Origin of the sequence: Pseudoduganella guangdongensis, from assembly GCF_009857475.1 — a bacterium.
Lineage (GTDB): Bacteria > Pseudomonadota > Gammaproteobacteria > Burkholderiales > Burkholderiaceae_D > Rugamonas > Rugamonas guangdongensis.
This window is the reverse complement of the sequence record NZ_WWCJ01000005.1, coordinates 172,843-186,756: the sequence shown is the minus strand read 5'-3', so window position 1 is coordinate 186,756 and position 13,914 is coordinate 172,843. Positions and strand designations below refer to the sequence as shown.

The following is a 13,914-nucleotide window of genomic DNA, read 5'->3' as shown; positions in this document are numbered from 1 at the left end:
AACGAAAGTAACTTTTTCGGCTTGTTTTCATTGCGGGGCGGCGGCCACAGCCGCCCCGCCTCACTGCTCCCGGCAACCTTTGTTCTATACTGGTAAATCGTTTTCCAGCCGCCTTAAGGAGCAGTCATGCGTATTGCAAACCTGAAGATCGGGACCCGTCTGGGATTATGCTTCGCCATTGTCTTCGCGCTGATGGCGATGCTGATCGCGGTCGGCAGCCAAAAGTTGTCCAGCATCGGCGACTTAAGCGCCACCATTATCGACAAGGACTGGGTCAAGGCAGACGCGGCGGCGACCATCACCGCCACCACGCGCGCCAATGCGGCACTGGTCTTGCAATTGCTGATTGTCACCGAGGCGGCACAGGCGGCGGATCTGCGCAAGCAGGTCGATGCCAATAAGACCATTATCAGCGAAGCCCTGGCCACGCTGGACAAGCTGGTCTACCTGCCGGCCGGACGAGAGCTGCTGGGCCAGGTGACCACCGACCGCAGCGCCTATGTCCAATCATTCACAGGCGTCCTCAAACTGCTTGCCGACGGCCAGCGCGAGCAGGCCACGCAGCGCGCCATGGCCGAGACCATGCCGCGCCTGACCAAGCTCCAGGCGACGGTGGAAAAGCTGGCCGACTTGCAGGATTCCATCGTCACCGCCAACGGCACCCAGATCAAGCAGCACATCGGCTCCGCGCACACGATGATGATCGCCCTCGGCGTGACGGCCCTGCTGATGGGCGCCGCCTGCGCGCTGTGGGTCACACGCTCCATCACGCAACCGATCAACTACGCGTTGCAGGTAGCGCGCGCGGTCGCCGCCGGCGACCTGACCAGCCAGATCAAATCCACCACCAAAGACGAAGCGGGCCAGCTGCTGCAAGCGCTGCGCGAAATGAACGAATCGCTGTCGCAGATCGTGGGCCAGGTACGCAATGGCACGGTGGCGATCGCCTCCGCCTCCAGCGAAATCGCCACCGGCAATATGGATTTGTCGGCCCGCACCGAAAGCCAGGCCTCGGCGCTGGAAGAAACGGCATCGTCGATGGAGGAACTCACCTCCACCGTGCAGTCCAACGCCGACAATGCGCGCGAAGCGGACAAGCTGGCCAACTCCGCCTCCGCCGTCGCGCAGCGCGGCGGCGAGGTGGTGTCGCAAGTGGTGACCACCATGGGCTCGATCAACGAGTCCTCGCGCAAGGTAGTGGACATCATCTCGGTCATCGACAGCATCGCCTTCCAGACCAACATCCTTGCGCTCAACGCCGCGGTGGAAGCCGCCCGCGCCGGCGAGCAAGGGCGCGGCTTCGCCGTCGTCGCCAGCGAGGTGCGCAACCTGGCCCACCGTTCGGCCAGCGCCGCCAAAGAAATCAAGGAGCTGATTTCCAATTCCGTCGACCAGGTTGACGCCGGCGCCAGACTGGTCGCCCAGGCCGGCTCCACGATGGATGAAGTCGTGGCCTCGGTGCAGCGCGTCACCGGCATCGTCGCCGAGATTTCGATTGCCACACGCGAGCAGACCAACGGCATCGAACAAATGAATATGGCCATCATGCAGATGGACCAGGGCACGCAGCAAAACGCCGCGCTGGTGGAGCAAGCCGCAGCAGCCGCTTCCGCCATGAGCGACCAGGCCGGCGAGCTGGAACGGCTGGTCGCCCGCTTCCGCCTGCCCGGCGAACACCAGGCCGCAGCAAGCCGCAGCCCGGCCCGCCCCCTGCCTCGCCCTGCCGGGCGCCCGCGCGAACGCCTGGTTGCGTAAGAAAGTCCCTATCTGGCCAGGCGGATACCGCTGAACTGCCAACGCGCGCCGGCGGGGAAGAAGTTGCGGTAGCTGGGGCGGCTGTGGCCAGGTGGGGTGGCCAGGCTGGCGCCGCGCAGCACGTATTGGTTCACCATGAACTTGCCGTTGTATTCGCCAATCGCGCCTGCGGCGGGGCGGAAGCCGGGGTATGGGGCGTAGCTGCTGCCGGTCCATTGCCAGCAATGGCCAAACATCTGCTGCAGCCTGCGGTCGCTGGCGGCGTGCTCCCATTCCGCTTCCGTCGGCAGGCGGGCGCCGGCCCAGTGGGCGTAGGCGTCGGCTTCGTACAGGGAAACGTGGGTGACCGGAGCCGCCAGGTCGAGCGGCTGGCAGCCATGCAGGGTAAAGCTGCTCCAGCCCTGGCCCGCGCGTTGCCAGTACAGCGGTGCTTCGATGCCTTGCGCGCGGCCCCAGTCCCAGCCTTCGGCCAGCCACAGGCCCGGGTCGCGATAGCCCCCGGACTCAATGAAGGCGAGATACTCGCCGTTAGTCACCAGGCGGGAGGCAAGCTCGAATGGCGCCACGTACACCTTGTGGCGCGGCAGCTCGTTGTCGAAGCAGAAGCCGTCGCCCGTGTGGCCAATCTCACATAGACCGCCTGCAAAGCGCTGCCAGGCCTGCACTGGCGCCGGAACGGCCCCTGGCTGCGCGGCTGGCTGCGCCAGGTAGGCCGGGGCAAGCGGGTTCTGTGCCAGCAAGTGCTTTACATCCGTCAGTATCAGCTCCTGGTGCTGCTGCTCATGCTGCAGGCCGAGCGTCAGCAGCGCTGCCAGCGCAGCGTCGCTGCCGGCGCGCGCCGCCAGTGCGCTGACGCGGGCATCCACGTCGGCGCGGTAGGCGCGCACTTGCGCCATCGATGGGCGCGTCAGCAGGCCGCGCTGGGGCCGCGGGTGCTTGTCGCCAACCCCGTTGTAGTAGGAGTTGAACAGCACGCGGAACGCGGGATGGAAGGGCTGGAAGCCCTCTTCATAGCGCTCCAGGATAAAGGTTTCGAAGAACCAGGTGGTGTGCGCCAGGTGCCATTTGACGGGACTGGCGTCCGGCATCGACTGCGCGCCGCAGTCCTCGTCCGACAGCGGCGCGGCCAGCTCCAGCGTGGCCGCCCGCACCTGCAGGTAGCGCTCGATCCAGGGACAGGCGTCACGCATAGGCGGCTGCGGCGTGCATCACGGCGAACCAGTGCGCATCGTCCGTCCAGGTGCCGTCGACGCGGAAGCCGGCGTCGGCCAGCAGGCGGGTGAATCCTGCCACCGTGTACTTGTAGCTGTTCTCGGTGTGGATACGCTCGCCTTGCGCAAAGGAGCGCTCGCCGCCCTGCCATTGCACGCTCAGCGCGCAGCGCGCTTCGAGATGCATTTCAATCCGGCTTTCGGCGTCGTTGAAGAAGGCGACGTGGCGCCACTGCGCCGGTTCAAAATTGGCGCCGGCCAGGTAATTCAAATGCCGCAGCAGGTTCAGGTTGAAGGCGGCCGTAACGCCGATCGCGTCGTCATAGGCCGCATCCAGCACCGCCGGGTCTTTCACCAGGTCGACCCCGATCAGCAGGCCGCCGTCCACGCCGACGTTCTCGCGCACCTGGCGCAGGAAGGCAATCGCCTCATGCGGCGTGAAATTGCCGATCGAGGAACCGGGATAGAAGAACTGGCGGCGCGCCAGCGGCACCGAGGGCGGCAACACCAGCGGCTGCGACAAGTCGGCGACCAGGGGCGTGATCATTATCGCCGGGAAGCGCTGGCGCAGCTGGCTGACGGCCTGCTGCAGGAAGTCGCTGGAAATATCGACCGGCACGTACTGGCGCGGTTGCAGCAGGGGGAACAGGCTGGCGGCCTTGGCGCAATTGCCCGCGCCCAGGTCGACCAGCGTGGCGTCGGCGCCGATGTGGCGCGCCATGTCGGCGCCGTGCTGGGCAAAGATGGCGGCTTCGGTGCGGGTCGGGTAGTACTCGGGCAATTCGCAAATCGCCTCGAACAGGTGCGAGCCCAGGCTGTCGTAAAAATATTTGGGCGAGGTGGACGCCTGCGGCGCCAGCAGTCCGGCGCTGATGTCGGCAAGGGTGGCGGCATCGCACTGGGCAACTCCGGCTGGCTTGCTGCTGGTTTGCGGTGCGACCATGTGGATCGCAGCCGTGCGTGACAAGGTCATGGCTCTGGCTCCAGGGACATTTTTGCTATCATAGCTGAATATCCAAGACCAGGTACCGCACCCTCGCGCGAGACGTGCGGCTCGTCATTAACGTAATAATAAGGAACATCCATGTCCATCTTCTCCCTCCGCAGCGTCGTCTTTGCCACCGCGCTCTTCGCTGCCGCCGGCGCGCAAGCCCAGCAAGTACTGCGTGTTTCCGCCATTCCCGACGAGGCGCCAACCGAGCTGCAGCGCAAGTTCAAACCGCTGGGCGAGTACCTGGAGAAGAAACTGGCGATGAAGGTTGAGTTCACCCCGGTGACCGACTATGCCGCCTCGGTGGAAGGCTTGGTGAACGGCAAGCTGGACATGGTCTGGTTCGGCGGCTTCACCTTCGTGCAAGCCAACCATATGAGCAAGGGCAAAGTGGTGCCGCTGGTGCAGCGCGTGGAAGACGAGAAATTCCGCTCGGTCTTTATCACCACCAACAAATCGATCAACTCCCTGGCCGACCTGAAAGGCAAGACCCTCAGCTTCGGCTCCGAGTCCTCCACCTCCGGCCACCTGATGCCGCGCACCTACCTGCTGGCCGCCAAGATCGACCCGGACACCGACCTGAAACGCATCTCCTTCTCCGGCGCGCATGATGCCACCGTGGCTGCCGTTGCCGGCGGCAAGGTCGATGCGGGCGCACTGAATATCTCGGTGTGGGAAAAGCTGAATGAGCAGAAAAAGGTCGATCCGGCCGTGGTGCGCGTGTTCTACACCACCCCGGCCTATTACGACTACAACTGGACCGTGCGTTCCGACATGCCGGCCGCGCTGCAGAAGAAAATCGCCGACGCTTTCCTGGCGCTGGACAGCAGCAAGCCGGAAGATAAAGTCATCCTCGACCTGCAGAAGGCGTCCAAGTTCGTGACCACCAAGCCGGCCAACTACAGCGGCATCGAAGCAGCCGCCAAGAACGCCGGCCTGCTCAAGTAATCAATGTCCTCTGCCTGTTACGACCTGCAAGGCCTCGCCGTGCGCCATGTTGGCGGCACGCGCGGCCTTGCGCTGCAGGACATTTCGCTGCAATTCGAAACCGGAGAGCAGGTCGCGCTGATCGGCCCTTCGGGCGCCGGCAAGACCACCCTGCTCGCCACGCTGGCCTGCGCGCACCGGCCGGACAGCGGCCATTTCCACGCCTTCGGCACCGATCCCTGGCAGCTTTCCGACGCCGGCCGCCACGCCATGCGCGCGCGCCTGTTCCTGGCGCCGCAAACGCCGCCCCTGCCGCCGCGCCAGCGCGTGGTGACGGCGGTGCTGGCGGCGCGCCTGCCGCACTGGAGCCTGGGCCAGGCCCTGCTCTCGCTGTTCAAGCCGGCCGATCCGGAAGCGGCCTTCCGCGCCCTGGCGCGCTTTAACCTGGGCGACAAGCTGTACGCGCGGGTCGACCGCCTGTCCGGCGGCGAGCGCCAGCGCTGCGGCCTGGCGCGCCTGCTGCTGTCGTCGGCGCAGGCCTTGCTGGTGGACGAGCCCCTGTCGGCGCTCGACCCGGCCCTGTCGCAACTGACCCTGAGCACCTTGCAGCAGGAAGCGCGCGAGCGCAACGCCCTGCTGGTGTGCAGCCTGCACCAGGTGGACCTGGCGCTGGCCCATTTCCCGCGCATCGTGGCGCTGAAAAACGGCCGCGTCGCCTTCGACCTGCCGCGCGCCCAGGTCACGCAAGCCATGGTCGATGAACTCTACCTGGGCGAGCTGCCGCCCGCCAATTCCCCGCAGCCGGATGAACTGGCGGCCAAGCTGGCGGTCGGGGCCTGCCTGTAAGTGATGCATAACGTTCCCGCCGCCCCCCTCTCGCCGCACCATCCCGATCCGGCCTGGCGCCGCCGCGTGACGCTGGTCGCCGTCGGCCTGGTGTTGCTATGGCCGCTGGCGGTGGCCACCGAGTTCTATCCCTGGATCCTGTTCGACCTGCAAAGCCTGCAGGCCACCTGGCGCTTCCTGTCCGACTTCCTCAGCCCCGCGCACGACACCGAGTTCCTCGCCATGGTGGCGCGCGAGGCGTGGAAGACGGTGGCCATCGCCACCTGCGGGCTGGTGCTCGCCCTGCTGGGGGCGATTCCGGCCACCCTGCTGGTGACCGAACGCCTGTCCATTTCGCGCCTGGGCACGGGCCGCATCGCGCCCTTCCCGCGCCTGCTGCGCCAGCTGGCACGCTGGCTGCTGGTGCTGCTGCGCAGCGTGCCGGAGCTGGTGTGGGCCTTGCTGTTCGTGCGTATCTTCAGCCTGGGCCCGACCGCCGGCGTGCTGGCCATCGCCCTGACCTACTGCGGCATGCTGGGCAAGGTGTACGCCGAAATCCTGGAGTCGAGCGACCACCACGCCAGCGACGTGCTGCTGCAGAACGGCAGCGGGCGCCTGGCCGCGCTGTTTTACGGCGCCTTGCCGGAGGCGGCCTCGGAACTGGTGTCCTACACCGTGTACCGCTGGGAATGCGCGATCCGCGGCTCGGTGGTGATGGGCTTTGTCGGCGCCGGCGGCCTGGGCCAGCGCATGGAGGAGTCGACCAAGATGCTGGCCGGCGGCGAAGTCGCCACCATGCTGCTGGTGTTCGTGCTGCTGGTGGCGGCCGCCGACGTGGTTTCCAAATACCTGCGCCGGAGGCTGGGATGAACCAGATGCCCGCGCCGCCGCCGCGCAACTGGTCCGGCTGGCTGTTCGCCGCCGCCCTGGCAGCGTTGGTCATCGCCAGCTTTGCCAGCCTCTCGCTCAAGCTGGGCGAGCTGTTCACGCTGGAGGCCATGGCCAGCATGGGCAAATTCCTGGCCGGCTTCGCGCCGCCGGAAATGGCCAGCGGCTTCCTGCGCAAGACCGCCATCGCCACTCTTGAAACACTGGCCATGTCGGCCCTCGGCACCTTGCTGGCCGTGGCCGGCGGCCTGCTGCTGGCGATCCCCGGCGCGGGGCGCTTTGGCCGCGCGCCGCGCACCGTCGTGCGTGGCCTGCTGAACGTGCTGCGTTCGATCCCGGAGCTGGTGTGGGCCTCGATCCTGCTGGTGGCGGCGGGCCTGGGCCCGTTCGCCGGCACCATGGCGCTGGCTGCGCACACCGCCGGCGTGCTGGGGCGCCTGTTCGCCGATGCGCTGGAAAACGCGCCGCCGCTGCCGGAACTCAGCCTGCGCCTGAACGGTGCCACGCCGATGGCGGCCTTCTTCTACGCCACGTTGCCGCAAACCCTGCCGCAAATGCTGTCGTACACCTTATACCGCTGGGAGAACAATATCCGCGCCGCCGCCGTGCTGGGCGTGGTGGGCGCCGGCGGCCTGGGGCAGATGCTGAAATACCACCTGTCGCTGTTCCAGATGGACCGCGCGGCGACCGTGATCCTGGCCATGTTGCTGCTGGTGGCCGTGGTCGACGCCCTGAGTTTCGCATTGCGCCGCGCGCTGACAAGGTAAAACGATGCTTGAGTTACGCCAGCTGACCAAGAGCTACTCGACCGAACGGCGCGTGCTGGACCGCCTAAGCTGGACTTTTGCGCCAGGCGAGTTCATCGCCATCATGGGCGACTCCGGCGTCGGCAAATCGACCTTGCTGAATTTGATCGCCGGCCTGGACCAGCCGGATCCCAGCCCCGAGCCAGCCATCATCGTCGACGGCACACCGCTTGCGGCGCTCGACGACGATGCCGCCACCCGCTTGCGCCGCGCGCGCATGGGCTTTGTCTTCCAGGCCTTCCATGTGCTGCCGCATCTTACCCTGCAGCAAAACGTGGCCCTGCCCTTGCTGCTGAACGGCCTGCCGCAAGGGCGCGCACTGGCCATGCTGGAGGCGGTCGGCCTGGCCGGGCGCGGGGGCGACTATCCGCATCAGCTTTCCGGCGGTGAGATGCAACGTGTAGCAATAGCCCGTGCCCTGGTGCATCGCCCGGCGCTGGTGCTGGCCGACGAACCGACCGGCAACCTCGATCCCGACACCGCTAATTCCGTGTTGCAACTATTGCGGCAGGAGCTCAAATTGAGCGGCGCCACGGCCATCATGGTCACGCATTCGCCCGCCGCTGCAGCCAGAGCGGACAAAGTGCTGCGCCTCACCAAAAATGGCCTTCAAGATACAACACTCGTCAACCCTGCCGCGCAATAAATCTCATTATTTCTCACACATTTTCTTGGCTTTTTTCTTAACCAGAGTATTATTTAATTAACTTGCTTGGTTACTAATAGACCTTCAAGCCTGCTTTTTCTATCCACGTAGTGAACAACGTTAAGGAGGGAGCAAAAAATGAGCGTTAGGCAGAAAAAACTGGAGTTGATCGAGGCGATGAACAGGGCTCGCGCCCTGGAACCATCCAGTTTCGTACCGAACAAACTGCTCGACACGCTAATCGAGAAGATGCATCTGAAGAACGATGCGGAACTGTGTAGGGTGCTGGAAGTTCAGCCTCCCATCATCAGTAAAATCCGTCATCGCAAGCTGGCAGTCGGGGCTACCATCCTGCTGCGCATGCACGAAAAGTCCGAGCTCTCCATCCGGGAGCTAAAAGAGCTGTCGAATGCCTCAGTACACTGAGCGCAGCTAAGCTGAGATGCCAGGCGCCGGCATCGCATTCACCGGCGCCATTTCCCTTTCAAGGTCGCCCTAAAAATCGCCGACCATCCCGCTTCCCCTCAAACGTTGTAGTGACGCGCGTAGCGGTCATCCAGGTTCGCCAACGGCATCATCACGAACAAGTCCGCGCTTTCAAAATCAGGGTCCCAGGCCGGGGCGCCGCAAATCCACGCGCCGGAACGCAGATAGCCTTTCAGCAGCGGCGGCACTTGCGCGGCGCGCGCCGCCTCCACCTTCTCCACCGGGAACGGCAGGTGCGGCGTGACGCGATATTCCATCGGGGCCAGGTGCTTGTGGCGCAGCTGTTCGTAGACGGCGACGGCATTGTGGCCGCCGTCGGCCAGGCTGATGCTGGCGCAACCAATCAGGTACTCGCACTGGTGGCGGCGCATGTATTCGGCCAGGCCGGACCACAGCAGCATGATCACGCTGCCGCCGCGATAGTCGGGGTGAATGCAGGCGCGGCCCGCTTCCACCATGCGGCTGCGCAGGTGCTTGAGGCGGCCCAGGTCGAATTCGTTTTCGGAGTAGTGGCGGCCCAGCTTGCGGGCACCGGCGGGGTTGAGCAGGCGGTAGGTGCCGACCACTTTCAGGGTGGCGCTGTCGCGCACGATCAGGTGGTCGCAGGCGGCGTCGAATTCGTCGCTGTCCAGGCCATCCGGCGTCGCCAGGGCGGTCAGGCCCTGGGCTTCGATGAAGACTTTGTAGCGCAGGCGCTGTACCTCACGCACCTCTTCCGGGGTGGCTGCCATGCTCAGGGTCAGGCGCGGCGCGATGGCGCGTTGCTCTGCTTTTGCAATCAAGGTTTGCATGCTTCGTCCTTTTTCTGGTGTGACGAAGCCAGTTTGGCCTTCTATTGCTTCATGAACATGACAGCTTTATTGCAACGGTGTTACATCAGGCCTTCTTCGGGCGGCCAGTCTTCAGCTGCGGCAGGGAGGCCAGCACTTGCTTGAGCGTGGCCATGTCCAGGCGGCTGATCAGGGCGACGCCAATGCGCAACAGCTCGGATTTTTTTACTTCGATGCCGTTCTTCAGGCAGGCCTTTTTGACCTGGCCCAGCACCGCATATTCGCTTTCCGGCATGGTGAAGCTGTCGCGTACCAGTTTTTCCTTATGAGGCTTGGCGGCCTTTTCGACCTTGGCCGGCTTGGCGGCAGGCGCTGGGGCGGGCTTGGCGGCAGCGGCGCGCTTCACTGCGGGCTTGGCGGCAGCTTTGGCGGCTGGCTTGGCGGCAGCTGGCTTGGCAGTGGTCGGCTTGGCGGCGGCCTTGGTGGCGGCGACTGGCTTGGCGGCGGCTTTCGGTGCGGCGGCCCGGCTGGCAGCGGCTGGTTTGGCGGCGGCGGCCGGCTTGGCGGCGGCGCGCTTGACGGCCGGCTTGGCGGCGGTTTTGGCGGCGGGTTTAGTGGTGGCGGCGGCCTTTTTGCTTGCGGTCATAGGTACTCCATTTCTGAATAATATAAACAGTATATATGATTTTTACGCAACAGTGCGAACGCTGAAATCCACCCCCACCTCATCCCAGAACTCCTGCTCCTTCTCCATCCAGTAGGACAGGGTCGGATGGTTGCTGACGCAATCGCGCTTCAGCTCCAGGTCGATGCGGTTCTTCATGCGCAAGCGCAGGGCGCGGTCATCCACCTCGATGCGGCAATGCATGAACAGGATCGCCAGCCGCAGCGCCACCACCGCCTTGGCAAAATCGCTGTCGGACAGCTGCTCGCTGACCTTGCGCAGGTTGCCCTTCTGCGCCAGGATCAGGCGCCCCATCAGCTTCTGCTCGCGGGTGGTAAAGCCCGGCAGGTCGGCGTTTTCGACCATATAGGCCGCGTGTTTGTGGTATCCGGTCTGCGACACCACCAGCCCCACCTCGTGCAACTGCGCGCTCCAGGCCAGGTGGCGCGGCAAGGTGTCGCTGTTCGGCTTCATTTGCGCGAACAGGATGGCGGCGGCATCGGCCACACGGCTGCCGCGATCAGCCTCGATATGGAAGCGCGCCAGGAAGGCGCGCACCGACTCGTCGCGCCGGTCGCGCCGGGTTGAGCGCAGGTAAAGGTCCCACATCACCCCCATGCGCAAGCCGGCGTCGATCGGCTCCATGCGCTCGATGCCCAGCTCCTGCACCACCGCGATCAGGATGGCCAGGCCGCCGATCACGGTGCTGGCGCGGTCCGGCCGAAGGCCCGGCATATCGATCTTCGACACCTGGCCGAATTCAATAAAGCGCTTGCGCACCGCATTCAGGCCGGCCAGGGTAATGCCCTCGCCCAGCTTGTTTTTCTCGATGATCTCGCCGATGGCGCGGATGGTGCCGGACGAGCCGTAGGCCCGCTTCCAGTACTCCGGATGGTAAGGCGGCGCGCCATCCTCGAAATGGCTGCGCGCCGACAGCACGGCGGCTTCAAAAGAGCGCGCATCGACACGGCCATTGACGAAGAAGGACAGGCTTTGCTTGACGCTGCCCACGCTGAACGACTCCACCCGCTCGATATCCAGGCCGCGCCCGAGGATCAGCTCCGTCGAACCGCCGCCGATATCCACCACCAGCCGGCTCTCATTCGGCTGGCCGAGGGCATTCGCCACGCCCATATAAATCAGGCGCCCCTCCTCCTCGCCCGAGATGATCTCGATCGGGTAGCCGATGGCCTGCTCCAGCTGCGGCAGGAAATCCGCCGCATTGCGCGCCTGGCGCAGGATGGCGGTGGCCACCACGCGCACGCCATCAAAGCTGTAGGCGGCCAGGGCAACACGGAAATTTTTCAGGCACAGCAGAGCGCGCTGCAGGGCTTCCTCGGTGAGGTTGCCGGCGGCATCGAGTCCGGCGGCGAGCCGGATCGGTTCGCGCATACTGTTAAGCACGCGGATCCGGTCGCCATCGTGCTGGCCGATGGAGAGTCTAAAACTGTTGGAGCCCAGGTCCACTGCGGCGTACATCGAGGATTCCATTTATATCGTTTATAACGAAAATGGTAGCACAGTACGCCAGCAGTGTTACGCCCTCATGACAAGGCTTCCATGGAAAGCGGCTCGGGCGGCTGCGCCACCTGGTTTTCGCCGCGCACCTTGGCCGCCTGCAGGGCCTCGTCGGCGCGCTTGAACAGGCTCACCGTGCTGTCGTCGGCGCGGATGGTGGTGACGCCGATGCTGGCTGTCAGCTTGATGACCGCGCGCTCGGTCTTGACCGGCATCTCCTCGATGGCGCGGCGGATACGCTCCGCCACCATCAGGGCATCCTCCAGCGCGGTGCGCGGCAGCTGGATCGCAAACTCGGCGCCGCCCAGGCGGCCCATCAGGTCGGAATCGCGCAGCTGCTTCTTGCAGGTTTCCACCATGGTTTTCAGGGCGGCGTCGCCGGCGGCATGGCCGTAGCTGTCGTTGACGCGCTTGAACTGGTCCAGCGCCAGGATCAGCATGGCGGTCGGCTGGCCGGGACGGCGCGCCAGCGCCATCCACGGCGCCAGGGCCTGGTAGAAGCCGCGCCGGTTCGGCACATCGGTCAGGGGATCGATGACTTCCAGGCGCAGCAGCTCCGCTTGCAACTTTTCACGCGACAGCAGCAGGTAGCCGAAGGCGTTGGTCAGCATCATCAGGTAGAAGCCGCTGAAGCCCACCAGCTGCATCAGGTTCGGGCTGACCCAGGACAGGCCGTCCGGGTAAGCCGCCGTCAGCAGGCCGCGCCCCACCACCACCAGGGTCAGGGCGAACATGGCCACCACCAGGAAACGGCGCAGCATGCTGCCGTCGCGCCAGGCGCGCGCCAGCGCCAGCACACCGGCCAGGAAGAAGAAGCCCACCAGCAGCGAACCGAGCGCCACGCGGAGGGCGGCATCGGCTTCCAGCACCTGGGTCGCCAGCAGCACACCGCCGGACACCGCCAGCGCGGGATACAGGTATTTACGCCAGGCCGCGCGGCCGTACGCTTCCCACAGCGCGCCGGCATCGAAGGCCAGGCCGGCCAGCAACAGCATATTGGCCACCGGGCCGGCCAGCAGCTCCGGCAGCACGCCGCGGAAATACAGGAGAAGCCAGGCCACCGCCTGGCATTGCTTGGCAATGGCCCAGGTCGACAGCGTCAGCGATTTCTTGCTCTCGTACTCGAAGAAAAACAACGCCGCGCACAAACTGAGGTTGCCCAGCGCGAGGGCAAGAACCAGGGTCTTGATATCCATTGCTCAGCGGCCGTGCCGCACTCAGACTTCGTGTTCCACGTTGTTGCTGCCGTCGCCGATCTTGCTGGCCCAGGCTTTGGCGAAGAATTCTTTCTCGTCTTCGGTCGGCATGTCGTGCCAGAAGACGATCAGGGTGCCTTTATGGTCGTGCAGCTGGCTGACCTTTTCAATGAACTGCTGCTTGCCGGCGTGGTCCGCCAGCGCGGCAACATAGCCATACACGCGGGTCAGGCGCTCGATGCGGTCCGGTTCCGTGAAGCTATTGGTCGCGGTGATGGTTGGATGGTCTAAGAACATATATCGTCTCCAAGCTGCCTATGTTGGCAATGTACCTATTAATGTTGCCGATGTAAACGCAAACGCCACAGGGCGCAGCGCATCCGGTACACTGGGACCGGAGCCCGGCAGCTTAGCAGATCATCATGCTTCATAACAAGTTAGCAAAATGACTTCCGTCCCTGACAACCGGCCGCTGGTGCGTCACCGCCGTGGCCGCCTGTCGCTCGAATTCACGCCCGGCGAGGTGCAGAGCCAGATGGACCCGGCCGATCCGGACGCCCTGGTGCTGGCGTATGCGCGCGCCATGATGTGCTTTGTCCTGTTCAAACCCCGGCCGGAGCATATTGTCATGGTCGGCCTGGGCGGCGGCTCGCTGGCCAAATTCTGCTACCGCTACCTGCCCCACACCCGCATCACCGTACTTGAACTACGGGCCGACGTGATCGCCCTGCGCGAGCGCTTTGCGATTCCGCCGGACAATGAACGCTTTCGCGTGATCCAGTGCGATGCCGCAGCCTACATGAAAGAACTGAAGGGCAGCGCCGACGTGCTGCTGGTGGACGGCTTTGACGCCAACGGCCTGCCCAACGCGCTCGCCACCGAACACTTCTACGCCGATTGCCGACGTGCCCTGCGGCCGGACGGCGTGCTGGCGGCAAATGTCTTCAACTACGACCCGAAATACCGCAGCGTGCTGGTGCGGCTGGGCAATGCCTTCCATGACCGCATTTGCCAGTTCACTGGCATTGCCGGCAATAACCACATCCTGTTTGCCGTGCGGCCCGCTGGCACGCCCGGCGGCCCGGCCAGCGTCATGCAGCGCAAGGTGGCCGCCTGGGGCAGCCCCACCCCGGGTCTGGGTTTCGGCCTGGCCAATCGACTGTTGGCAATTTACACCGTTGCACGGCTGCGCAAGGCGCTTTTGTGAAAAATCTAATGGCTCTTTCCCTAA

15 protein-coding genes are annotated in these 13,914 nt (G+C 64.8%); 8 read left to right on the top strand and 7 right to left on the bottom strand.

The window, feature by feature from the left end; genetic code table 11:
• Nucleotides 1-126: 126 nt before the first annotated feature.
• Nucleotides 127-1,755 carry a methyl-accepting chemotaxis protein gene (locus GTP41_RS08660; RefSeq protein ID WP_161025172.1) on the top strand — a complete coding sequence of 543 codons (1,629 nt, stop codon included), beginning with the start codon at nt 127-129 and terminating at the stop codon, nt 1,753-1,755.
• A gap of 8 nt (nt 1,756-1,763) precedes the next feature.
• Here GTP41_RS08660 and egtB read toward each other — a convergent pair whose 3' ends face one another.
• Both egtB and egtD read right to left on the bottom strand, forming a co-directional pair.
• On the bottom strand, nt 1,764-2,945 hold the full coding sequence (egtB, locus tag GTP41_RS08655; protein ID WP_161025171.1) for an ergothioneine biosynthesis protein EgtB: 1,182 nt from the start codon (nt 2,943-2,945) through the stop codon (nt 1,764-1,766).
• The gene (gene egtD, locus GTP41_RS08650; protein ID WP_161025170.1) at nt 2,938-3,939 is read right to left on the bottom strand and encodes an L-histidine N(alpha)-methyltransferase; all 1,002 of its coding nucleotides are present in this window, start codon (nt 3,937-3,939) and stop codon (nt 2,938-2,940) included. The genes egtB and egtD overlap by 8 nt, the downstream gene beginning before the upstream one ends.
• 111 nt (nt 3,940-4,050) lie before the next feature.
• Here egtD and GTP41_RS08645 point away from each other — a divergent pair, with 111 nt between their 5' ends.
• From GTP41_RS08645 to GTP41_RS08620, 6 genes are all read left to right on the top strand, one after another.
• Complete coding sequence (locus GTP41_RS08645) at nt 4,051-4,905, top strand: putative selenate ABC transporter substrate-binding protein (protein WP_161025169.1); 855 nt, start codon at nt 4,051-4,053, stop codon at nt 4,903-4,905.
• A gap of 3 nt (nt 4,906-4,908) precedes the next feature.
• Nucleotides 4,909-5,730, top strand: coding sequence for a phosphonate ABC transporter ATP-binding protein (locus GTP41_RS08640; protein WP_161025168.1), 822 nt, complete (start codon nt 4,909-4,911; stop codon nt 5,728-5,730).
• Nucleotides 5,731-5,733: 3 nt separating this feature from the next.
• A complete protein-coding gene (locus GTP41_RS08635) occupies nt 5,734-6,579 on the top strand; it encodes a PhnE/PtxC family ABC transporter permease (protein WP_161025167.1) in 846 nt (281 codons plus the stop codon).
• A 5-nt stretch (nt 6,580-6,584) separates the two neighbouring features.
• Entirely contained in the window at nt 6,585-7,364 is a 780-nt protein-coding gene (gene phnE, locus GTP41_RS08630; protein WP_229502802.1) for a phosphonate ABC transporter, permease protein PhnE, read from the top strand.
• 4 nt (nt 7,365-7,368) lie between these two features.
• Nucleotides 7,369-8,049, top strand: a complete 681-nt coding sequence (locus tag GTP41_RS08625; RefSeq protein ID WP_161025165.1) for an ABC transporter ATP-binding protein — start codon at nt 7,369-7,371, stop codon at nt 8,047-8,049.
• Nucleotides 8,050-8,187: 138 nt separating this feature from the next.
• Complete coding sequence (locus GTP41_RS08620) at nt 8,188-8,475, top strand: hypothetical protein (RefSeq protein WP_055934583.1); 288 nt, start codon at nt 8,188-8,190, stop codon at nt 8,473-8,475.
• Nucleotides 8,476-8,573: 98 nt separating this feature from the next.
• Here the strand turns inward: GTP41_RS08620 and GTP41_RS08615 are convergent, their stop codons facing one another.
• From GTP41_RS08615 to GTP41_RS08595, 5 genes are all read right to left on the bottom strand, one after another.
• On the bottom strand, nt 8,574-9,326 hold the full coding sequence (locus tag GTP41_RS08615; RefSeq protein ID WP_161025164.1) for a GNAT family N-acetyltransferase: 753 nt from the start codon (nt 9,324-9,326) through the stop codon (nt 8,574-8,576).
• Between the two features lie 85 nt (nt 9,327-9,411).
• Nucleotides 9,412-9,951 (bottom strand): hypothetical protein, encoded by a 540-nt coding sequence (locus tag GTP41_RS08610; RefSeq protein WP_161025163.1) that lies wholly within the window; start codon nt 9,949-9,951, stop codon nt 9,412-9,414.
• Nucleotides 9,952-9,993: 42 nt separating this feature from the next.
• Complete coding sequence (locus tag GTP41_RS08605) at nt 9,994-11,448, bottom strand: Ppx/GppA phosphatase family protein (RefSeq protein WP_161025308.1); 1,455 nt, start codon at nt 11,446-11,448, stop codon at nt 9,994-9,996.
• A gap of 65 nt (nt 11,449-11,513) precedes the next feature.
• Nucleotides 11,514-12,683, bottom strand: a complete 1,170-nt coding sequence (locus GTP41_RS08600; RefSeq protein ID WP_161025162.1) for a GGDEF domain-containing protein — start codon at nt 12,681-12,683, stop codon at nt 11,514-11,516.
• A gap of 21 nt (nt 12,684-12,704) precedes the next feature.
• Complete coding sequence (locus GTP41_RS08595) at nt 12,705-12,980, bottom strand: hypothetical protein (RefSeq protein WP_161025161.1); 276 nt, start codon at nt 12,978-12,980, stop codon at nt 12,705-12,707.
• A gap of 148 nt (nt 12,981-13,128) precedes the next feature.
• On the opposite strand from GTP41_RS08595, the gene GTP41_RS08590 reads away from it, so the two are divergent.
• Nucleotides 13,129-13,890: a spermine/spermidine synthase domain-containing protein gene (locus tag GTP41_RS08590; RefSeq protein WP_161025160.1), complete on the top strand. Its 762-nt coding sequence runs from the start codon at nt 13,129-13,131 to the stop codon at nt 13,888-13,890.
• The last annotated feature ends 24 nt before the right edge of the window (nt 13,891-13,914 follow it).